Annotated in this window: 19 protein-coding genes and 1 riboswitch; of the genes, 10 read left to right on the plus strand and 9 right to left on the minus strand. The window is 69.3% G+C overall.

What is annotated here, in order from left to right; translation table 11 throughout:
- Positions 1 to 61 precede the first annotated feature (61 nt).
- Positions 62 to 520 carry a MaoC family dehydratase gene (locus CA982_RS20220; RefSeq protein ID WP_086537027.1) on the plus strand — a complete coding sequence of 153 codons (459 nt, stop codon included), beginning with the start codon at positions 62 to 64 and terminating at the stop codon, positions 518 to 520.
- A gap of 47 nt (positions 521 to 567) precedes the next feature.
- Positions 568 to 2,184, plus strand: coding sequence for an acyl CoA:acetate/3-ketoacid CoA transferase (locus tag CA982_RS20225; protein ID WP_086537028.1), 1,617 nt, complete (start codon positions 568 to 570; stop codon positions 2,182 to 2,184).
- 25 nt (positions 2,185 to 2,209) lie between these two features.
- Here CA982_RS20225 and CA982_RS20230 read toward each other — a convergent pair whose 3' ends face one another.
- On the minus strand, positions 2,210 to 2,710 hold the full coding sequence (locus CA982_RS20230) for a hypothetical protein (protein ID WP_086537029.1): 501 nt from the start codon (positions 2,708 to 2,710) through the stop codon (positions 2,210 to 2,212).
- A 4-nt stretch (positions 2,711 to 2,714) separates the two neighbouring features.
- Positions 2,715 to 4,049, minus strand: a complete 1,335-nt coding sequence (locus CA982_RS20235; RefSeq protein ID WP_144066068.1) for an aminotransferase class V-fold PLP-dependent enzyme — start codon at positions 4,047 to 4,049, stop codon at positions 2,715 to 2,717.
- Positions 4,050 to 4,067: 18 nt separating this feature from the next.
- Positions 4,068 to 4,181: riboswitch (SAM riboswitch) on the minus strand.
- Positions 4,182 to 4,288: 107 nt separating this feature from the next.
- Between CA982_RS20235 and CA982_RS20240 the strand changes: the two genes are divergently transcribed.
- On the plus strand, positions 4,289 to 5,380 hold the full coding sequence (locus CA982_RS20240) for an isochorismate synthase (protein WP_086537030.1): 1,092 nt from the start codon (positions 4,289 to 4,291) through the stop codon (positions 5,378 to 5,380).
- Positions 5,381 to 5,399: 19 nt separating this feature from the next.
- On the opposite strand, the gene CA982_RS20245 is transcribed toward CA982_RS20240, so the two are convergent.
- Genes CA982_RS20245 through CA982_RS20255 form a run of 3 tightly spaced genes read right to left on the minus strand, consistent with a single transcriptional unit; the run spans position 5,400 to position 7,494 of the window.
- On the minus strand, positions 5,400 to 6,617 hold the full coding sequence (locus tag CA982_RS20245) for an O-succinylhomoserine sulfhydrylase (protein ID WP_086537031.1): 1,218 nt from the start codon (positions 6,615 to 6,617) through the stop codon (positions 5,400 to 5,402).
- Positions 6,614 to 7,027, minus strand: a complete 414-nt coding sequence (locus tag CA982_RS20250) for a rhodanese-like domain-containing protein (protein WP_086537061.1) — start codon at positions 7,025 to 7,027, stop codon at positions 6,614 to 6,616. The genes CA982_RS20245 and CA982_RS20250 overlap by 4 nt, the downstream gene beginning before the upstream one ends.
- The gene (locus CA982_RS20255) at positions 7,024 to 7,494 is read right to left on the minus strand and encodes an Rv0361 family membrane protein (protein WP_086537032.1); all 471 of its coding nucleotides are present in this window, start codon (positions 7,492 to 7,494) and stop codon (positions 7,024 to 7,026) included. Before CA982_RS20255 ends, CA982_RS20250 begins: the two co-directional genes overlap by 4 nt.
- A 171-nt stretch (positions 7,495 to 7,665) precedes the next feature.
- Between CA982_RS20255 and CA982_RS20260 the strand changes: the two genes are divergently transcribed.
- Entirely contained in the window at positions 7,666 to 8,691 is a 1,026-nt protein-coding gene (locus CA982_RS20260; RefSeq protein ID WP_086537033.1) for an ABC transporter substrate-binding protein, read from the plus strand.
- Between the two features lie 178 nt (positions 8,692 to 8,869).
- Positions 8,870 to 10,267 carry an FAD-dependent oxidoreductase gene (locus CA982_RS20265; protein WP_086537034.1) on the plus strand — a complete coding sequence of 466 codons (1,398 nt, stop codon included), beginning with the start codon at positions 8,870 to 8,872 and terminating at the stop codon, positions 10,265 to 10,267.
- Between the two features lie 188 nt (positions 10,268 to 10,455).
- Here the strand turns inward: CA982_RS20265 and CA982_RS20270 are convergent, their stop codons facing one another.
- Positions 10,456 to 10,965 carry a hypothetical protein gene (locus CA982_RS20270; RefSeq protein ID WP_086537035.1) on the minus strand — a complete coding sequence of 170 codons (510 nt, stop codon included), beginning with the start codon at positions 10,963 to 10,965 and terminating at the stop codon, positions 10,456 to 10,458.
- A gap of 270 nt (positions 10,966 to 11,235) precedes the next feature.
- Here CA982_RS20270 and CA982_RS20275 point away from each other — a divergent pair, with 270 nt between their 5' ends.
- The 3 genes from CA982_RS20275 to CA982_RS20285 are packed head-to-tail and all read left to right on the plus strand — an operon-like array spanning position 11,236 to position 14,251.
- Entirely contained in the window at positions 11,236 to 12,279 is a 1,044-nt protein-coding gene (locus CA982_RS20275) for a FecCD family ABC transporter permease (RefSeq protein ID WP_086537036.1), read from the plus strand.
- Positions 12,276 to 13,424, plus strand: coding sequence for a FecCD family ABC transporter permease (locus CA982_RS20280; protein ID WP_086537037.1), 1,149 nt, complete (start codon positions 12,276 to 12,278; stop codon positions 13,422 to 13,424). The genes CA982_RS20275 and CA982_RS20280 overlap by 4 nt, the downstream gene beginning before the upstream one ends.
- Positions 13,421 to 14,251: an ABC transporter ATP-binding protein gene (locus CA982_RS20285; protein WP_086537038.1), complete on the plus strand. Its 831-nt coding sequence runs from the start codon at positions 13,421 to 13,423 to the stop codon at positions 14,249 to 14,251. The genes CA982_RS20280 and CA982_RS20285 overlap by 4 nt, the downstream gene beginning before the upstream one ends.
- Positions 14,252 to 14,487: 236 nt before the next feature.
- Here the strand turns inward: CA982_RS20285 and CA982_RS20290 are convergent, their stop codons facing one another.
- Together CA982_RS20290 and CA982_RS20295 are read right to left on the minus strand one after the other, a co-directional pair.
- Positions 14,488 to 15,816 (minus strand): ClC family H(+)/Cl(-) exchange transporter, encoded by a 1,329-nt coding sequence (locus CA982_RS20290; protein ID WP_086537039.1) that lies wholly within the window; start codon positions 15,814 to 15,816, stop codon positions 14,488 to 14,490.
- A 26-nt stretch (positions 15,817 to 15,842) separates the two neighbouring features.
- Positions 15,843 to 16,862: an Lrp/AsnC family transcriptional regulator gene (locus CA982_RS20295; RefSeq protein WP_086537040.1), complete on the minus strand. Its 1,020-nt coding sequence runs from the start codon at positions 16,860 to 16,862 to the stop codon at positions 15,843 to 15,845.
- A 147-nt stretch (positions 16,863 to 17,009) separates the two neighbouring features.
- On the opposite strand from CA982_RS20295, the gene CA982_RS20300 reads away from it, so the two are divergent.
- Positions 17,010 to 18,575: an MFS transporter gene (locus CA982_RS20300; protein WP_086537041.1), complete on the plus strand. Its 1,566-nt coding sequence runs from the start codon at positions 17,010 to 17,012 to the stop codon at positions 18,573 to 18,575.
- A 16-nt stretch (positions 18,576 to 18,591) separates the two neighbouring features.
- On the opposite strand, the gene CA982_RS20305 is transcribed toward CA982_RS20300, so the two are convergent.
- Complete coding sequence (locus tag CA982_RS20305; RefSeq protein WP_086537042.1) at positions 18,592 to 19,506, minus strand: helix-turn-helix domain-containing protein; 915 nt, start codon at positions 19,504 to 19,506, stop codon at positions 18,592 to 18,594.
- Positions 19,507 to 19,618: 112 nt separating this feature from the next.
- Here CA982_RS20305 and CA982_RS20310 point away from each other — a divergent pair, with 112 nt between their 5' ends.
- On the plus strand, positions 19,619 to 21,334 hold the full coding sequence (locus CA982_RS20310; RefSeq protein WP_086537043.1) for a thiamine pyrophosphate-binding protein: 1,716 nt from the start codon (positions 19,619 to 19,621) through the stop codon (positions 21,332 to 21,334).
- Positions 21,335 to 21,345 lie beyond the last annotated feature (11 nt).

Genomic DNA, 21,345 nt, shown 5'->3' on the forward strand with positions numbered 1-21,345 from the left:
CCGTTCCAGTTACCCCCTACGCCGGCCCCGCGGGGGCCGAGCCGACGAGGAGCACGACGAAATGACCGACCCATCACCAGCCACCTCCGCGCCCCTGAGTCTGAGTGTCGGGGACACCGCGACCTTCACCAAGACCGTCGGCGAATACGATGTGTACGGATTCGCCGGTATCACCGGTGATTTCGCGCCCAACCACATAGACCGCGCGTACATGGCCGCCGGTTCCTACGGCGAACGGATCGCCCACGGTGTACTGATCCTCGGACTGTCCTCGACCGCGTCCACCGAGATCGCGGCCCGGGCGGGCGAGCGCGCGGTGTCCTATGGCTACGACCGAGTCCGCTTCGTCGCGCCCGTCTTCCTCGGCGACACGGTCACGATCACCTACACCGTCGACCGCATCGACGACGCCGAACAGAAGTCCTACTCCTCGATCGTCGCGACCACTCAGCGCGGTGAGACCTGCATGGTCGCCACTCACGTCCTGAAGTTCCTGCCGCACACCGATTCCGCGTCCTGACCCCGCCGTCCCCGACGACCCACGTCCCGCCCCGACCAGGAGAGCTCGTGCACACACCCCCCATCCTCACCACCCGTCAGGCGGCCGACCTGATCCACGACGGCGACACCATCACGGTGAGCTCGTCGTCAGGTCTCGGCTGCCCCGATGCCGTGCTCGCCGGGATCGGGCAGCGGTTCGACGAGACCCGGTCGCCCGCCGGGATCACCAGCGTCCACAGCATCGCCGCCGGCGACATGTGGGGGATCAAGGGCATCGACCACCTCGCTCGCCCGGGGTTGCTCCGCCGCGTCATCGCCGGTTCCTATCCGTCCGGTCCGTCGAGCGCCGAACCGCCCGCGATCTGGCAGATGATCGAGAACAACGAGGTCGAGGCCTACAACTTCCCATCGGGCATCCTGTTCCAGCTTCACCGGGCCGCGGCGGCGAAGCAGCCCGGGGTGCTGTCGCAGGTCGGCGTCGACACCTTTGTCGACCCCCGCGTCGGGGCGGGCCGGATGAACACCGTCACCCCGGATGCCTACGTTCGCGTCCAGGAGATCGACGATCAGGAGTGGTTGTTCTACGAGGCCCTGGTCCCCGACGTCGCCATCATCCGCGCGACGACCGCCGACACCCACGGAAACCTCACCTTCGAGGAGGAGGCCTCACCGCTCGGGGCGCTCGACCTCGCCTATGCCGCCCACAACAACGGCGGTGTGGTCATCGCGCAGGTGAAATATCTCGCCGATGGCGGCAGTCTCGCACCGCAGGCGGTCCGGGTGCCCGGCATCCTCGTCGACGCCATCGTCGTCGTGCCCGATCAGCTGCAGACCACCCAGACACCGTACGACCCCGCCATCTCCGGCGAGCTGAGGCGCCCGCTGAGCACCCTCGACCCCGTCCCCTTCTCCCTGGAGAAGATCATGGCGCGTCGTGCCGCGGCTGAGTTGCGATCCGGTGAGATCGCGAACATCGGTTTCGGTGTCTCGGCACTCGTCCCCCACGTTCTCGTGGAAGAAGGTCTTCCGCAGGCGGTCTCATGGGTGATCGAACAGGGCGCGGTCGGTGGCGTCCCGCTGCTCGACTTCGTCTTCGGAGTGTCCCAGAACCCAGACGCGATCATGCAGAGCGCGGACCAGTTCACGCTTCTGCAGGGCGGCGGGTTCGAGCACTCGCTGCTGTCGTTCCTCGAGATCGACCGACACGGCAACGTCAACGTGCACAGCCTCCCGAAGCGGCGTCATGTGACCGCGGGACTCGGCGGTTTCGTCGACATCACCACGGGCGCACCCTCGATCGTCTTCGTCGGCTCGTTCACGGCCGGACGTCGTGACATCGGTATCGAGCACGGTCGGCTGGATATCCGATCCGATGGTCCGCACACCAAGCTCGTCGCCGATGTCGACTCGCCGACCTTCTCGGGCCGTCGGGCTCTCGAGAAGGGTCAGCGCGTCGTCTACGTCACCGAGCGAGCGGTACTCGAGTTGCGGCCGGCGGGAATCACTGTCGTGGAGGTCGCCCCCGGCGTCGATCTCCGGCGCGACGTACTCGACCGCTCGGAATTCGAGCTCCTCGTCGACCCCGACCTGCGCACCATGGCCTCGGGCCTGTTCTCGCCGGACCGCATGGGGCTGACCCTCGACCTCCAGCCTGCGCATTCGCGTATCCGCGCGCTGGACTGAGGACGCCCGGACCGAGGCCGGATCGTCAGGCCACGCGGTGTCGCTGCTCGGCGAGAACCGGCAGGATCTGTTCGCGGATGCGCCGTTCGGTGGCCGCGCCGTCGATCGGCACCAGGATCACCGCGTCGGCGACCTCGGCCGCGTAGATGTCGCGGACCAGCGTGATCAGTCCGTGTGTCGTACCGATGTAGCGGATGGTGCCGGAGCCCGTCTCCGACGATGCGCCCACCGCGGCCGCGGCCGCCGCACGCGCCGAAGCGGCGTCCGGCGCGACGGTCACCTCCACCTCGAGGGCGACCACGAACTTGGCCTGGTCGTGGCTACCGGCCCGGAGCAAGGAGCGGGCGCGCTGTGCCTCGCGGAGTGTCTCGCGCCGCACGACGATCGGAAACGTCTGTGCCAGTGCGTCGCCGGCGATGGCGATCTGGAATCCCGGCCGGCCGATGCTGATCGGGGCCGTCGCTGCGGCTGTCGGTGCGGCGATCACGGTGCCGCGGTCGGCACGTGCGTCGAGTTCGATGGTCATCTGCTCACCCCTCGTCGAGTTCTTCTCGGATGGTCTCTGCGGTCAGTGCGCGCAGTGCGTCGAGGAGCCGGTCGATGTCCTCGGAGGTGGTACCCGCGCCGAAGCTCGCACGTACCGCCCCGGCCGGATGTCCGAGACGCCTCAGCAGCGGGTGGGCACAGAACCGGCCGTCGCGCACACCGATGCCGTGTCGTGCACTCAGATACTCGGCGACGACCCGCGGTGCGATGCCGTCGACGGTGAAGCCCGCGATTCCCACCCGGTCGGTGGAGTCGGTGAAGACCCGCAACGGCCGCACCCCGTCGACCGCGGCCAGTCCCTGGTCGAGACGCTCGGACAGGCGCAGCTCGTGCAACCCGATCGCCTCCGGTCCGAGGTCGGCGAGGGCGCGACAGGCCTGGGCGATCGAGACCGCGCCGAGCACGTTCGGCGAGCCCGCCTCGTGCCGGGCGGCCCCGGTGTGCCAGGTGACGCCACCGGCGCGCGGGCCGAGATCGACATCGGCGGTCGCGCCGCCGCCGGCCAGGTAGGGGTCGGCGGCGTCGAACCAGTCCCGGCGGCCGATCAGGACTCCGGCTCCGAACGGCGCGTAGGCCTTGTGTCCGGAGAACGCCAGGTAGTCGATGCCGTGACTGACGATGGACACGGGCCGGTGCGCGACCAGCTGCGCGGCGTCGACCAGGATGCGGGCCCCGTGCCGGTGGGCGATCGACGCGAGCCGGCCGATGGGCAGCACCTCGCCGGTGACGTTCGACGCCGCGGTGACCGCGAGCAGCGATGCCGGCGCCGACTCCAGCTCGGCCTCGAGCGCGACCAGGGTGTCCTCGATCGTGTCGCAGGCGGGGACGACCCGGGCCCGGTTGCGACCGTCGCGCGGCGCGCACCACGGCAGCAGGTTGGCGTGATGCTCGATGTCGAGCACGACGACGTCCCCGGGGGTGATGTGTGCGGCGAGGTTGATGGCATCGGTGGTGTTGCGGGTGAAGACGACGGCGTCGTCGACTCGCCCGCGGACGAACTCGCGCACGGTCTCCCGGGCAGCCTCGTACCGGGCGGTCGTGACCTGCGACAGGTGGCCGGCACCGCGATGAACACTCGCGTACTCGCCGAGACCCTCGGCGACCGCGGCGGCCACCGAACTCAGTGCCGGCGCGCTCGCGGCGTAGTCGAGATTGACGTATCGCGTCGTCCCGCCGTGGGCCAACGGCACGGACACATCGGCGCCGACGACCGGGGCCAGCCCGGGAATGACCGGACGCGCAGGGTGGTCGTGATCGACGATGCCGGCGTCGACGGACTGGTGGCCGACAGCGCTCGGCGCTGACAGGACAGCGGTCATGGCATGAGCTCCTCTGGATTTCCGCGCTTGCCGCGTCCGGTCGGTACGCGGCCAGGTCGTCACCCGGAGCACCCCGCCGCGGAGGAGGGTTGCCGACCAGCGAGCCGGGGCTTGTCACTGGCACTCATGACCTGCGACCAAGCCTCGTCGATGCCGCGCAGACGTGTCAATTTTCACTCAGCGTGATTGCAAGTTAGGGCACACTTACCTGTAGCGTGTCAGGGGTGTCAGCGACTGATGTGTTCGTGTTGTCCCGCCCGCACGGCACCGTGCGGGGCCGGGGGGCGGTCCGGGGTTTCACCGATGTCGACGCGGCTTCGGCCGCGCTGCGTTCCGGCGAGATCGACGCGTTGACCGGCGCGATCCCGTTCGACCTCGCCGACCCGGCCGCGCTGGTGGTGCCCGAGGTCCTGCACATCGACGATGCCCCGCTGGCGGGCGGGCCGCCGCTGTTGCGAACACCGGTCTCGACCACCCTGCACCCCACCGCCGACGAGCATCGCGAACGGGTGGCGCACGCGGTCAAACGGATCGTCGCCGGCGACGTCGGCAAGGTCGTCCTCGCCCGCAGCGTCGACATCGTGCTCGACGCCGAGGTCGCGCCGACCGAACTCCTCGACGCTCTCGCGGGCGGGAACGCCGGGCACAACGCATTCGGCGTCGACCTCGGCGCGGCCACCGGCTCCGGGTCCTGGTTGTTGGGCGCGAGTCCCGAGGTGCTGCTGCGCAAATCGGGATCGGTCGTCACCTGCCACCCCTACGCGGGGTCGGCACCCCGGTCACCGGATCCGGTCGTCGACCGCGCCATCGCCGACGGATTGCTCTCCTCGGCAAAGGATCTCGCCGAACACGCGTTCGTGGTGGATCACCTGCGGGACCGGTTGTCGCACCTGTGCGACGACGTCGACGCGCCATCGACCCCGCAACTGCAGTCGACCGGAGAGGTCTGGCATCTCGCCACCCCGATCCGCGCGACGCTGCGCGACCCCGCGACCACCGCGCTCGATCTCGCACTCCTGCTCGGGCCCACCCCCGCCGTTTGCGGCACACCGAGTGATGTTGCGGCACAGATCATCCGGGAGGTCGAGGGGGAACGCGGCTTCTATGCGGGTGCCGTCGGCTGGTGCGACGGAGCCGGCGACGGCGAATGGATGGTGACCATCCGGTGCCTCGAGCTGGAGGCCGATCGCCGCAGTCTGCGCACATGGGCCGGCGGGGGCATCGTCGAACACTCCGACCCCCAGGGCGAACTCGAGGAGACCGCGTTCAAACTCCGGACGGTCCTCAACGCGCTGGGGATCGACGGCCTCGACCAGCCGCGGAACGACTGAGCGGCCGAGCCCGGACCTCTCAGCCCAGTGCCCGGTCCAGATCCCCGAGCAGGTCGTCGACCCCTTCGAGACCGACCGACAACCGCACCACCGAGTCGCTGAGACCGATGGCCGCGCGCCCGTCGGGCCCCATCGCACGGTGCGTGGTGGTCGCCGGATGGGTGATCAGCGACTTCGAGTCACCGAGATTGTTGGAGATGTCGACGATCTGCAGGCCGTTGAGCACCTCGAAAGCGCGTTTCTTGCCGTCGATGCCGTCGTGGTCGTTGAGTTCGAAGGTCACCACGGTGCCACCGCCGGACATCTGCGCCTTCGCGAGCTCGTACTGCGGATGCGACTGCAGGAACGGGTATTTGACCCATCGCACACGCGGGTCGGCTTCGAGGAACTCGGCGATGCGGAGCGCGGAGGACACCGAGGCATCCACCCGCAGGCGCATCGTCTCCAGGCCCTTCACCAGCGTCCAGGCGTTGAACGGGCTCAGCGCGGGTCCGGTGTGCCGCATGAGTTGCTGCACCGGCCCGTCCACGTACTCCTTGGTCCCGAGTACCGCGCCGCCCATCACACGTCCCTGGCCGTCGATGTGCTTGGTCCCCGAGTACACGATGACGTCGGCACCGAGTTCGAGACCGCGCTGCAGGAGCGGGGTCGCGAAGACATTGTCCAGCACCACCTGCGCGCCCGCCGCATGCGCCAGTTCCGACACCTTCACGACGTCGACGAGGCTCTGCATCGGATTCGACGGGGTCTCGAAGAACACCGCGTCGGTGGGCTTGGACAGTGCCCGCTCCCACTGTTCGAGGTCCTCGCCGTCGACGAACTCGGTCTCGATCCCCCACCGCGGCAGGATCTCGTTACACACCACGAAGCAGGAGCCGAACAGGCTGCGGGCGGCAACCAGGCGATCGCCGGCCTTCAGCAGCGCACCGAGCGCGACGAACACCGCGGCCATCCCGCTGGCCGTGGCGAAGCACGCCTCGGCACCTTCGAGCCGGCGCAGTCGTTCCTGGAACATCTCGACGGTCGGGTTGCCGTAGCGCGAGTAGACGAATCGCTCGTCCTCCCCGGTGAAGGCGCGCTCGGCGGCCTCCGCGGAGTCGTAGACGTAGCCGCTCGTGAGGTACAGCGCCTCGGCGGTCTCGTTGAACCCCGAGCGGGCCAGGCCGCCCCGCACCGCGATGGTGTCAGCAGAGAGCCCGTCGGGCAGTTCACGACTGACGGGCAGATCAGAACTCACGATTGCCTCCACGGCAGGTTCTCGGCACGCCAGCCCGACGCCCCGCGATGGTCGTTCTCGTCGAGGGCACCCTCGAATCCGTCGACGATGTTGTAGGCCTTGGCGACACCGTCAGCGGTCGCGGCTTGCGCAGCGCCGATCGACCGGTGCCCGGAGCGGCAGATGAAGATGACCTCCTGGTCGTCGGAGACGCCCGAATCGCGCAACTGTGCGATGAAGTCGTCGTTACGACGACCCTCGGGGAAGGTCGTCCACTCGGCGAAGATGGTGCGCTTACCCAGGACCTCCAGGTCGGGCACGCCGACGAACGACCATTCGGCTTGCGTCCGACAGTCCACGAGCACCGCGTCCGGGTTGTTCTCGAGCTTCTCCCACGCCTCACGGGGGGTCAGATCGCCGGCATAGGTCATGAGGAACACACCTTCCATTCGCCGTTCTCGCGCACCACGATCGTGTCGACGACGTTCACGTCGTCGGGGGTCTTGTCATAGTGCCAATGAACCTTCGCGGTCGCCCGGTCACCGTCGACGACGAGCTCGGTGATCTCCGGGATCTCGATGTGCCCGTTCGCGACCAGTGACTGCCGGTTGTCGGCCAGGAACTGCTCCTCGGAGACGAAGCCGGCTGCCTCGACGTCGGCCGCGCAGGTGTTCGCCCGGTACTCGGCGAAGTTCGGCCCGTTGCGTGCGGTGTAGACGTCGTTGATCGCGTACTGGACCTGGGCCGAGTCGCCCGCCCGGTCCTCGGCGGGACGGGTCACGTTCGACAGCACGACGCCGAGCACGACGAGGCCCACGACGCCCGCCGCGACGAAGAACGGCCACGCGTTCTTCCACGACGGGGGCCTCTGGTCACCCTCACCTGCAGCTTCGGCCATGGCGGGCAGTCTATCGAGCGTCCCGGCACCGGCGGAGACCGGCGTCGTCGGTCGTGCTGGGCCGGCGAGAGGACCCGCGCGTCGTCGACAGTCGGACCGTCGTGAGTAAGGTGGCCCTAAGTTCCCCGGAGAACAACGACGCCGAACGCAACGACCAGCGAGGACCCCCGGATGCGCTCTTCCACCCACCGCGCACTCACCCTTCTCGTGGGGCTGCTCGCGGCCGCTCTCGTGGCGACCTCGTGTTCGCCACCGGACGAGACCGTCGACTCCGGCATGGCACAGGCGCCCGCGCCCGAGGCCGGCGCGATCCCGGTGACCGTGCAGCAGGCCTATGCCCCGGCAACGGTCTCGCAGGCGCCGAAGCGCATCGCGGCGATGGGCGTGGGCGACGGTGACACCCTGCTCGCACTGGGGATCACCCCCACCACGATCGCGCCGTTCGCCGACCCCGACCAGGCGGCCGCGCCGTGGAATGCCGAGCTGCTCGCGGACTCGACGCCGGTGGTCCTCCCCAATTCGTCGGGTGCGTTCGGCGACGAGATCCCGAAGACCCTGGCCACCGAACCCGACCTCATCACGGCGGTCGGTGCCGATCCCACCCGCGATCAGTTCGACCTGCTGAGCAAGACCGCGCCGACGATCCTGCGGCCCGCCCGGTTCCAGCCCTTGCAGGTGCCGTGGGACGCGCAGACGCGCCAGATCGGCACCGCCGTCGGGCTGCCCGAGCTGGCCGACCGCAAGGTGACCGAGACCGAACAGTTCCTCGCCCGCGTTCGCGAGCAGAACCCGCAGCTGGCCGGCAAGACCGCCGTCGTCGTGACGGCCAGCCCGACAGGTGGCGTGTCGATCTACGGCCCCGGCGACGGCCGCGGGCAGACCGTCGCCGGGTACGGGCTCACGTTCCCGCCGGCGTTGCAGCCGTCGATCACCAGCGGCTTCTACGGTGAACTGCCGGCCGAGAGCCTGAACCTCCTCGACACGGCCGACGTCGTCGTCGCCGTCGACTGGGAGGGCTCCAACGACCGGCTGAAGTCGAACGCCGCGTTCAACCGCCTGGCCGTGGCGCAGTCGGGCCGCGTCGTCTATCTGCCCCAGGAGGTCGGCAGCGGGATGTCGGTACCGACCGTCCTGACGATCCCGTGGGTCGCCGATCAGGCCGTCGAACCGATCGCGGCCGCCGCGGGCAAGGCCTGAGCGGGCCCGCGGCCCCGACTGCCGACCACCCTCAGGTGAGGGTTACCTCACAGACGGATTTTGGTCGTGGACAGCAAGCGCCTACCGTAGAAGGGATAGGCCTTATCCATACGCGCTGACCCGGGGGTCACCAGGATTGCTGGTCCGCGCGTGCTGAGCAACGGAAGACACCTACTCCATGAGCGACAACAGCCGCCCCTTGCGGGTTGCGATCGTCGGTGCCGGTCCCGCCGGGATCTACGCCGCCGACGCGTTGATGAAGTCCGACACCGCCAAGGATCGCGGGGTCAGCATCGATCTGTATGAGCGCATGCCCGCTCCGTTCGGTCTGATCCGCTACGGCGTCGCACCCGACCACCCGCGGATCAAGGGCATCATCACCGCGCTGCACAAGGTGCTCGACAAACCACAGGTGCGCCTGCTCGGCAACGTCGACTACGGCACCGACATCACGATCGACGAGCTGCGCGCCCACTACGACGCGGTGATCTTCTCCACCGGCGCCACCGACGACCGCGTTCTCGACATCCCCGGCGTCGACCTCGACGGCAGCTACGGCGCCGCCCAGTTCGTCGCCTGGTACGACGGCCATCCCGACTTCCCGCGCACGTGGCCGCTCGAGGCCGAGAAGGTCGCGGTCATCGGTGTGGGCAACGTCGCCCTCGACGTCGCGCGCGTGCTCGCCAAGACCGGCGACGAACTGCTGCCGACCGAGATCCCGGCCAACGTCTACGAGGGACTCAAGGCCAACAAGGCCGTCGAGGTCCACGTGTTCGGCCGTCGTGGCCCGGCGCAGGCGAAGTTCACCCCGCTCGAGCTGAAGGAACTCGACCACTCCCCCAACATCGAGGTCGTCGTCAACCCCGAGGACATCGACTACGACGAGGGTTCGGCCGTCGCGCGCCGCGGGTCGAAGATCACCGACCAGGTCGCCACGATCATCGAGAACTACGCGATCCGCGAACCCAAGCAGGGCGCGATCCACAAGCTGTTCCTGCACTTCTTCGAGAGCCCCACCGAGATCCTCGGCGAGGACGGCAAGGTCGTCGGTTTGCGCACCGAGCGCACCCAGCTCGACGGCACCGGCAACGTCAAGCCCACCGGCAAGACCACCGACTGGGAGGTCGGCGCGGTCTACCGCGCGGTCGGTTACCTCTCGGACAACCTGCCGCAGATTCCGTTCGACTCGCAGGCCGGGGTCATCCCGAACGAGGCCGGACGCGTCTTCGACGAGGGTCAGCAGCTCACCGGCATCTACACCACCGGCTGGGTCAAGCGCGGCCCGGTCGGCCTCATCGGCCACACCAAGGGTGATGCCAACGAGACCGTCGACTGCATCCTGAAGGACATGGAGGCCGGCGCGCTGCTCGAGCCGAGCCACCCCGGCGAGGACGCCATCGTCGAACTCCTCGAGTCCAAGAGCATCCCGTTCACCACCTGGGACGGCTGGTACCGGCTCGACGAGCACGAGCGCGCGCTCGGCGCCGCCGAGGGCCGCGAACGAGTCAAGGTCGTCGAACGCGAGGACATGCTCGCCGCTTCGGAACCCGACAAGGTGTCGCGCCCGTCCGCGTGACCCACCCCCTTTCCCCGCCGGCTGAGCCCACCCCTTCCGCCGGCTGAGCCTGTCGAAGCCACAAGAGCGGCGGCCGAGATCTCTCGGTCGCCGCTCTTTCGCATGCGCCCGGCGGGTGCGGGGGCGTCCTCCCCGCACGCCGCCCGGCGCGAAATGTTCAGTTGTCGTGGACGTTCGGTCGGATCAGGTCATCGCCCGGGGATCGCGGGAACGCCTGCGACGTCGGTGCCGCCACCGGTCAGGACCGTCGACGCGGACGCCGAGGAGCCCGTGCCGAGCCGGTCCAACGGGTTGTCGACGCGCCGCACGTTCCACCAGAAACCGGCGTTGTCGGTCAGGTTCTCGGCGTAGTCGGAGATCGCGTACCCGGCGATCGATGACGGGAAGCAACCGAACCAGACGGTCTTGATCGTGAGCGACTCGTTCTTCTTCAGCTGCGACTTGAACTTGGTCGCGCCGTTGATCTCCTGCAGCGTGACGTTGCGGAATTCGCCGTCACGTGCAGTCACCCTCATGAACCGGGTCATGCTCCACGCCTGGTTCCAGGGCGTGCCCGGGGCGCCGAACTGGCAGTAGACCCCGCCCGTCATCTGGAGGTTGGGGACGGCGGCATGTGCTGGCGCGGCGCCGACCAGCGACCCACCTGCGATTCCTGCGGCGACCAGAACCCCTGTGAGAGCTCGTTTCAGCGATTTCATCGATCCTCCTCGTGCGTAGGCGACACTGTTGTGTTTCCCGACGTCGCCGTCGTGGGACGGTTCACCCGTCCCACCGGCGACCGGTCTGCTGCTGTCGGTCCGAGACGCTCACCGACACCCGGACTATCGACCCAGCCTGAGCGAAGTGTTACCGCGCGCACAGCTTTCCCTCAGCATTCGTCGGCATTTCGTTATCCGAACGACACCCGGCCCGCGTGCTCGGCACATGGTGCGGAAGCATCCCGCGCAAGGTTGGTAAGGTTTACCTTTGTGCGCCGATCCGTCCGAGTTCTCGGAATCCCGCTGCTGCTCGCGACCCTTGCAGCGCTGGTCGTCGCGTCCGTGCTCTTCGGCACCCGCCCGGTCCCGCTCGACGAGATCTGGCCGAGTTTCACCGCCGGTGCCCAGGAGATCTGGAACGCACTGATCAACCTGCGGATGCCGCAGGTGCCCAAGGACACCGACGTCGACGGTATCGTCTGGGATCTGCGGGTGCCGCGTACGCTGCTCGGCCTGACCGCCGGACTCGCGATCGGCGCGGCCGGCGCCATCACGCAGGGTCACACCCGCAACCCCATCGCCGACCCCGGAATGCTGGGGGTCAATGCCGGAGCGGCATGCGCTGTCGTGGGCGGCATCTACCTGCTGGGGATCACCAGTCCGATCGCGTTCATGTTCTTCGGCCTCGTAGGGGCGATCATCGCGTCGACCGTGGTGTTCGGCTTGTCGTCGCTGAGTGGCTCGAGTCCGCTGACCCTGGTGCTCGCGGGCACCGGCCTGACGGCGATGCTGACCGCCATCACGTCCGCGATCGTGCTCGTGGACACCAATTCGTTGGACCAGTGGCGCTTCTGGAGTGTCGGGTCCACGGCGGGCCGGGGCATCGACGTGTTCTGGGCCAGCCTGCCGTTCATCGGCGTCGGACTCGTCCTCGCGCTGGCGAGCGGATTCTTCCTCAACGTCCTGAGCCTGGGCGACGACATGACCAAGGCGCTCGGTTCCCGGGTCGTGCTGATCCGTGCGCTCGGCGTGCTGACGATCACCCTGCTGATCGGCGCCGCCACCGCGGCCTGCGGTCCGATCGTGTTCCTCGGTCTGGTCGTCCCGCACATCGCGCGCGCGATCGTGGGGGCCGACTACCGGTGGATCATCCCGTACTCGGCCCTGCTCGGCGGCATTCTCCTCGTCGGGTGCGACATCCTCGGCCGCGTCGTCGCCCGCCCCGGCGAAGTCCAGGTCGGCGTGATGCTGGCACTGGTCGGGGCACCGTTCCTCATCGTCATGGTCCGCCGACAGAGATTGGGGACCGTGTGAACCCGCCGACCTCCATCAAGACCGCACCGACCGGCATCGCCGAGAAGAGCGGGATCAGGGCCAAGACCCGGATCGCACCTCACCCCGGCGGCTACCGGATCGCCATCGAGCCGATGTCGATGGTCGTACGTCCGCGCATGCTCGCCGTGGCATTGGTGTCCACGATCATCACCGTCATCCTGTTCCTCACGAGCGTCGGGGTGAGTGACTTCCCGCTGACCCCGATCGACGTCGCGCGCATCCTGCTCGGCGGCGGCACCCGGGTCGAGAACGTCGTCGTCTTCGACGTCGCCCTACCCCGCGCGCTGGTCGCGCTACTGGTGGGATTCGGTCTGGGCCTTGCCGGTTCCCTGACCCAGCTGATCGCCCAGAACCCGCTGGCCACACCGGACATGCTCGGCATCACGGCCGGCGCGAGCGTGGCGGCGGTGACCGCGATCGCGTTCTCGACCACCAGCTGGGGCGCGTGGCTCGGCGATCTCGGCGTCCCCGCAGCCGCGATGCTCGGCGGTGTGCTGACGGCCGTGGCCATGTACGTCCTGGCCTGGCCGGGACGCAAGGCCAACAGCGGTATCAACCCGTTCCGGCTCGTGCTGATCGGCGTCGGGATGACGTGGTTGCTGCAGGCGCTGACCCAGTTCCTGCTGTCCCGCGCCGACATCCGGGACGTCGGGCGCGCGCAGGTGTGGATCGTCGGATCGGTGGCGAACGTCGGCTGGTCCAATGTGTGGCCGGTCGTGACCGGTGTCTGCGCGAGCATCGTCGTGGTGATCGTCCTGGCCCGCCAGATCGGGATGCTCAGCCTCGGACCCGATCTCGCCCGCGGACTCGGGGTCCGCACCGGCGCGGTGTCCACGACACTGCTGCTGACGGCGGTCCTGGTCAGTGCGCTGAGTGTGTCCGCGGCGGGCCCGATCGCCTTCGTCGCACTGCTCGCCCCGCAGATCGCCCTGCGGCTGGCCGGTACCGCGGTGCCCACACCGCTGGTGTCGGGTGTCATCGGCTCGGCGCTGGTCCTGGGCGGCGACCTGCTCTGCCGCACGGTGCTGCCGGGCGGTCTGCCGGTCGGTATCGTCACCGCCGCGATCGGCGGCCCGTTCCTGATCTACCTGATGGTCGTCATGTCCCGAAAGGCGAGCGTATGACCGCGTCCTCCCTCGAAACCGCGTCCGCCACCGCTCGATTGCGCGGCGTCGGACTCACCGTCGGCTACGACGACCGGATCGTCATCGACGGCCTGGACATCGACATCCCCGACGGGCAGGTCACCACGATCATCGGCTCGAACGGATGCGGCAAGTCGACGCTGCTGCGGTGTCTCGCCCGTCTGCTGCCGCCGCGGGCCGGCGCGGTGTACCTCGACGGCGACGACATCTCGTCGGTACGGCCCAAACAGGTCGCGCGCACCCTGGCGATCCTGCCGCAGAATCCCATTGCGCCCGAGGGACTCACCGTCGCCGACCTGGTCGGGCGCGGACGTCATCCGCACCAGCGGTGGTTCGCCCAGGCCAGCGCGGCCGACGAGGCGGCGGTCGCCCAGGCGATGGAGATGACCGACACCCTCGACCTCGCCGACCGCACCCTCGACGCCCTGTCGGGCGGACAGCGACAACGGGTCTGGATCGCGCTGACCCTCGCCCAGGACACCGACCTCATCCTGCTCGACGAGCCGACCACCTACCTCGACCTCGCACACTCCATCGACGTCCTCGACCTGGTCCGCCGGCTCCGCGACGAGCACGGCAAGACCGTCGTCATGGTGCTGCACGACCTGAATCTGGCTGCTCGCTACAGTGATTCGCTCTTCGTCATGCGCAACGGCGCGATCGTCACCACCGGTTCGCCCACCGAGGTCATCGACGCCGAGACCCTCGATGCGGCCTTCGGCCTGCGCGCACACGTAATGACCGATCCAGTCACGGGCGGACCGCTCATCGTGCCGCTGGACTCACGGACCCACGCCAATCGTTGACTGTGCAGCGTATTGCGTTGACTGTGCAACGTACTTCGTTCACTGTGCAGCGTATTTCGTTGACTGTGCGTTTCTTGGGTTCACAGCGGTGAACTGCAGCGGTCGCTGAGAAGCGCTGTCTCGGTGCCTCCTCCACCAGATACCACCAGCGCTTCTGACACCGTCGAGCGCCTTGGAAGATCTCTCGAGCGAAGGTCGCGGGCCCTTCGAGGCTCGTCGCTTACGCTCCTCACACCTCAGGGAGCAGGGGGAGGCTCCTGCCGGCGAGCCGGTTTCGCCAACATCCGCTCGCGGAGCGAGTCATACACCGGCGGCAATCCGGACAGGTTCGCGACGAGCACCGCGGCGGCCGTCGCGGTCAACATGGGGAGGGCGACAGTGGTCGTCGCGGTCATCTCCATCACCACCACCATCCCGGTGAGCGGTGCCCGGACGACCGCGCCGAACAACGCCGCCATCCCGGCCAGGACCATCGCGCCCCGGAAACCCGAACCAGCCGGGTCCGGTTGCTGGACAACGAGGTCGGCGAGCTCGGCGAAGGCCGCACCCCACAGCGCGCCCAGTGCGAGCAGCGGAGCGAACAGGCCACCGGGTGTGCCCGCGGCATAGGAGAGGGGACCCGCGACGAACCGGACGAGGAAGAGCGCGACGAGTGCGGGGAGTACGACACCCCCGTCGACGACCGCCTGGGTGAGGCCATCCCCGCCGCCCGCGGTGCGCGCGTCGAGTGCGAGAAGCGCGCCGATCGCCGCACCGATCAGGGCAGCGCGACCGATCGGCGGCACCCGCGAGAATCGACCGACCCAGCCGAGTGTGCCGAGAACCATTCGGCTGTAGGCGATCCCGATGAGTCCGGAGACGAGACCGAACACCACGAAGACGGGCAGCACCGTCACCGACGGCACGTCGAGCGAGGGCACGTCGAACTCCGGGCGGTCGCCCAGGATCAGCCTGCCGGCGGCGACTGCGGCCACCACGGCGAACACCGTCGGCACCACGAGGCGCAACCGGACCGAACGGCCGACCTCCTCGAGCGCGAACAGGGCACCACCGATCGGAGCGGTGAACGCCACCGCCAGTCCCGCACCGCTCAGCGATGTCTGCAGCACCCGGACGTCGGCGTCGGCGAGCCCTCCGCGCCTGCCGGCCTCGGCACCGACGACGGCACCCATGTGCACCGTCGGCCCTTCTCGCCCGAGCACGAGGCCCGAACCGATCGAGGCGAGGGCACCGATGAACTTCGCCGGGATGAGCCGCAGCGGGGCCGGGGACGCCTCACCGCGCTCGACCGCCTCGACATGCTGGATTCCGCTCCCCGCCGCAGTCGGGACCAACCGGACGGCGAGAGCGCCGACCGCGGCGCCGGCCGCGGTGACCGCGATGGGGACGAGCCACCCGGGCACCCCCAATCCCGCCGACCAGTCGAGCATCTCGACGCGCCAGCGGTCCAGGTGGCCGAGACACCAGCGGAAGGCGCCGCCCAGCACACCGGTCACGAGCCCCGCCACGACGGCCAGCACGCACAATCGCACCAGGCCCCGATCGGCGGGTTGAGGCGAGGTCACACGTGGACGCTACCCCGCGTCGGGCATCACACCGGCTGAATCAGCCGTCCCTGCACCACAAGCGAGGCGTTCTGCTTGAGGCGGCGCATCCGGATGCTGACCGAGTACCCGGTGACACCCTCGATCACGGCGACCCGGCTACGCAGATAGTCGTAGAAATGAGCAGTGTCCCGGCAGATCACCGACACCATGAGGTTCTGCTCGCCGCTGATCGCCGCCGCGAACGCGACTTCGTCGTGGGCTGCCAGTTCGGTTCCGACCAGGTCGAGCGCCGACGGCGTGACCGTCAGCCAGAGGGTGGCGCTCAGGTCGAAACCGAGCCGGTCGGGCAGGATCTCGACGTCGTAGAACAGGGCTCCCGCGCGTTCGAGCGCGCGGAGCCGACGGCGTACTCGTCCGACCGTCCAGCCACAGATCCGGGCGAGTTCGCGGTGCGCCCGGCGACCGTCCTGGACCAGGGCATCGATCAGCATCGCGTCGTCGCCGGTCAGGCGCCCGTCGCCCGCCGTGTCGTCCTGCTCCGGTTCCTCCGGCGTGTCGTCGCCCGCCCCGGCCGCGGCGGAGAGCAGGTCGCGGTCACGGCCGGAGAGGTGGCCGCCGAACCCCGTCCATCTCGACGCCGGGTGACCGGGGTCGAAGGCGTGCAGGATGAGGTCGATGCTGACGTCGGTCACCGAGGCGCGCGCCGGGAACGTCTTCGCGATCGCTTCCTCGCCCGCCACGCCGAGTGGCGCCCGGATGAGGCAGATGATCTCCGCACCACCGGACGCGACATAGGCGAAGGCGACTTCGCGGCGGCGGGCGAGCGAGGACGCGAGCGGCTCCATCCGATCCGGCCGGCATCGAACGCGCGCCACCCATTCCGACTGGCCTCGTACCGAGGGTTTGATGATGCCGACGACCTTCATCACGCCGGCCCGCCGCAGCGACTGGTACCGCCGCGCCGCGGTCTGCTCCGAGATCCCGGCCACCTCGCCCAGCTGGCGGAACGTCGCCCGCGGCGACACCTGGAGTGCGCGGAGGATCGTACCGTCGATGTCGTCCATGATGGAGGAAGAATACCGCGATGTCTCGCGGGTCAACGGATTCGTACCGCCTCGCCGAATTCGTACGCGATTTCGCGATGCGGGTCCCGACAATGGATACCTGCGCCGTCGAGGCGCCCCCCTTTCCTCCAGACCGAAAGCGAGCGCGTGACCGCGACCACCTCCCCCGTCACCACCGGTGTATCGGCACCTCCGGAACGCCGCACGGCGACCATCGTCATGGCCTGCCTCGGCGTCTTCGTCGCCTACCTGCCCATCACGAGCGTCGCCGTGACCCTGCCGGCGATCGGCACCGCATTCGGCGCGTCGACCGCTCAGTTGTCCTGGGTCCAGGACGCTTTCGTCCTACCGATGGCCGCTTTCATCCTCACCGCGGGGGTCTTCGGCGACGTACACGGCCGGCGCAAGGTCTACCTGGTCGGACTGTGCCTCACCGCGCTGGGCGCACTGGTGGCCTTGTCCGCGCAGTCGATCAGCATGGTGTGGATCGGCCAGGCGCTCGCCGGCACGGGTGCAGCCGCGCTGCTCCCCACGACCCTGGCGCTCATCAGTCACGCCGTCCCCGACGTCCGCGAACGCGGCAAGTTCATCGGTATCTGGGCCTCGGCGCTGATGCTCTCGCTCACGGTCGGGCCGTTGGTGGCGGGCCCCGTCGCCGAGTCGGCGGGCTGGCGCTGGATCTACCTGCTGCCGATCCCGGTGGCGCTGATCGCACTCGCGGTGGCGGTGGTGACCCTGCCGGAATCCCGTGCGCCCCATGCCCGCCGCCTGGACTGGCCCGGTCAGATCTCCGCCGCGGTCGCGGTCACCGCGCTCGTGTTCGGCGTCATCGAGGCCGGTGTCTACGGCTTCGGCGACGCCCGGGTCATCGTCGCGTTGCTGATCGCCGTGATCGCCGCGGTCGTGTTCGTCATCACCGAGAAGCGTTCGGCGAGTCCGATGCTCGACCTCGATCTCTTCCGGAGTCGCGCCTTCACCGCCACGACCCTGGTCGCGATGATCACGTTCCTGGCGCTCATCGGCTTCATCTTCGTGCTGAGCATGTACTTCGGCCTGGTGCAGCAACTCGGCACCATCGAGGCGGGTTGGCGGTTGGCCCTCATGAACGGAGCGTCGATGCTGGTCGGCGCGCTCGCCGGCAAGATGATGCACCGCATCCACGCGCGGTTCCTGATCGGCGGCGGGCTGATCATGGTCGCCGTCGCCCAGTTCGCACTGCTGACCATCGACGCCGACACCTCGTTCGCGGCCATCTCCTGGCGTCTGGTGGTGCTCGGGCTGGGGATGGGACTGGTGATGGCGCCGATGACCGCGACCGCGGTGTCGGCCGTGCCCTACCACCTGTCGGGTATGGCCGCGGCCGGTAACAACGCCTTCCGTCAGGTCGGCGGCGCGCTCGGTCCGGCCGTGCTCGGCGCCCTCCTGACCGCTGGGGCGGTGAACTCGTTGCCGCAGAAGCTCGTCGACGCCGGCATCGACGAACCGGTACGCGACCGGGTGGTCGGCGCGGTCGACGCCGAGGGCCTGGCCGCCGCGAGCAGCCTGGACCTCGGCGCCGACACCCCCGCCGTCATGGGCGCCGTCGGCGACGCCTTCCTGGACGGCATGCACCTGTGCCTGACGTTCTCCGGCGTCCTCACCGCAGCTGCCGCGGTCCTCGCACTCGTGATGTTGCGTCCCGGCCGGGCCGTGGAGGAGCAGCCGGTCGGCTGACACGCCGGTCGATGATCTAGGACCCGAGGGGTGGAGCCCCACCGAGCCGCTCGGTGACCGCCGCCGCGGCCGTCCGCACCCGGCCACCGAGTTCGATGACATCGCGCCCGAGCATCGTCGTGCGCGCGTCGACGACCGCGACGATGACTGCAGGCACCCCGCCGGGCGCGAAGGCGACGGCGTTGACGGAGATGGGCCGGTAGTCGGCGGCCGGATCGATCTCCCCGACCACGACGTCGGTGGGCAGACGACGCTGCGCCTCGCGCAGCGCGGAGACCGCACGCTGACCGGCCACACCCGTACCGCGCAACCCCGCGACAGTCGCCGACAACGACTGCTCTCGCTGGTCGGCGCACTCCACCGCGTACCCGCGGGCGCGGATCACCTCGAGCATCGGCCGGTAGAGTTCGCGCAGCTCGACATGGTCGATCCCGACATTGTCCGCCCCGAGGAGGAGCCACTCGTCGAGCCGATCGGGCGGGTACCACGCGGCCAGCCCCGCCCCCAGCGGGGGCGCGATCTCCAAGGTGTCGCCCAGGCGCAGACCGAGCGTGCCGCGGCGGCCGGTCACGGGTTGCACGATCTCACCGATGGCCAGGTCGGCCCCCGAGGGCACGAAAGCGACTGCAGCCATGTCGTTGTCGTCAGCCAGATCGCGCATCAGCGGGCGGGCCACCTCCACCGGGGCCATCGCCCGCGATGCCGCCTCGCCGATCGGGACGACCGCGGGCCCGAGCCGATAGCCCTTGGTGACCGGGTCCCGGAGCAGCCAGCCCGCTTCGGTCAGCGCGATGACCATCGGATAACACGTGGGCTTCGAGACCCCGAGATGCCGCGCGATGTCGGCCAGACTCCGGGCCGTCGTCGGCTGGTCGGTCAGCAGCTGCATCAGCATCACGATGCGTTCGGTCTGCGGGGAGGAGCGCGCCATCCGCCCATCGTGCCACTGGCGATGGTGTTTGCATAATGCGACTCTGGCGTCGCACTGTGATCGCAGTTACTCTCAGCCGCACACGTTGGACGGCTCTCGAAAGGTCCCCACAATGGCAACTGTCAACGGCGGTCAACTTCTTGCCCGCGCACTCGCCCAGGCCGGCACGACCGAGGTCTTCACCCTCCACGGCGGACACCTCGACGCCTTCCTGATCGCTTGCGCGGGAGAGGGAATCCGGCTCACCGATACACGCCACGAGGCGAGCGCCGGCCACGCCGCCGACGCCTACGCACGCGTCACGGGCGGCTTCGGGGTCTGCGTGGTCACCTCGGGACCCGGGTTCACCAACGTCTACACCGCGCTGGCCAATGCCTACCTGGACCGCTCGCCGACGCTGTTCGTCGTCGGGGCGCCTCCGCTGCGCGAGACCGAGACCAACCCGCTGCAGGGCGGTTTCGACCAGATCGCCGCAGCCGACCCGGTCACCAAGTGGGCCTACCGGATCACCGACGCCGCCCGCGTCCCCGAGATCGTCGCGCTCGCGATCCGCAAGGCCACCAGCGGCGTACCGGGCCCGGTCCTGCTCGAACTGCCCATCGACGTCATGTTCGGCGAGGCCGACGACGACCAGGTGCGCTTCCCCACCAACTACCGGGTCTCGACGCGGTCCGGGGCGGACCCCGACGCCGTGACCCTGGCCCTCGATCTGCTGCAGACCGCATCGAACCCCGCGATCGTGATCGGTGGCGGGATCACCTTCTCCCGTGCCGAGGAAGCGCTCGTGGCCTTCGCCGAGACCGTCGGCGTACCCGTCTTCTATCCGGGCAAGGCCGACGGTGCGATCCCGGCCGACCACCCGCTCGCCGGTGGCGGACTCCTGTCGATGGGCACCATCCCGGCCCTCGGGGCGCCCACCCCCGACGTCGTCGTCATGGCGGGCACGCGAGCCGGGATGTTCACCGGCGGCCGCGCCAGCATGTTCCCGGGCGCCAAGATCATCCAGATCGACATCGACCCCGCCGAGATCGGCCGGATCTACGACGTCGAGGTGCCGATCGTCGCCGACTGCCGCGCCGCGCTGGAGCAGCTCACCGCTGCGGCCGCCGGACGGAACTGGCCGGACTGGACCGAGTGGGCGAGCACCGTGAAGGCCGCCAAGGGCGCGCACGCCGCCGGATTCCCCGACGCGACCACCGACACCGGCAAGATGCACCCCTACTTCGCGGCCAAGGCCATCGTCGAGGCCTGCCCGCCGGACACCATCTTCGTGCTCGACGGCGCCGAGGCCCCGTCCTGGGCAGAGTTCTTCGTCGCCGTCGGCCGTCCCGGGAGCGTCCTGCGGCTGGGCTACCTCGGATGCCTGGGCGTCGGGCCGGGATTCGCGATCGGAGCGGCCCGGGCCCGGCCCGGCGCACCCATCGTGCTGATCACCGGGGACGGCGCGGCCGGTTTCCACCCGCAGGAATTCGACACCATGGCCCGTCACCACCTGCCGGTCACCACCGTCGTCTTCAACAACGCCGTCTGGGGTATGTCGATCCACGGACAAGAGGCCGTCTTCGGGCCCGAGGGCGTGGTCGTGTCCGAGCTGGCCGACAGCGACTACGAGAAGATCGCGGAGGCCTTCGGCGGAATCGGCATGCGCGTCAAGCACCTCGACGATCTCGCGCCCGCCGTCGAGAAGGGTCTCGGCGCCGGTGTCCCCGCGTGCATCAACGCCGAGATCGAGCCGGGCGTCGTCCACCCGATCACGACCATGATGCTCGGCGACGTCACCAGCACCGACGAGATCGTCGTCCCCTACTACGAGAACCTGCCCCGGTGACCACCGACCAC

Source organism: Gordonia lacunae (assembly GCF_002149015.1).
In the GTDB taxonomy this organism is placed as follows: domain Bacteria; phylum Actinomycetota; class Actinomycetes; order Mycobacteriales; family Mycobacteriaceae; genus Gordonia; species Gordonia lacunae.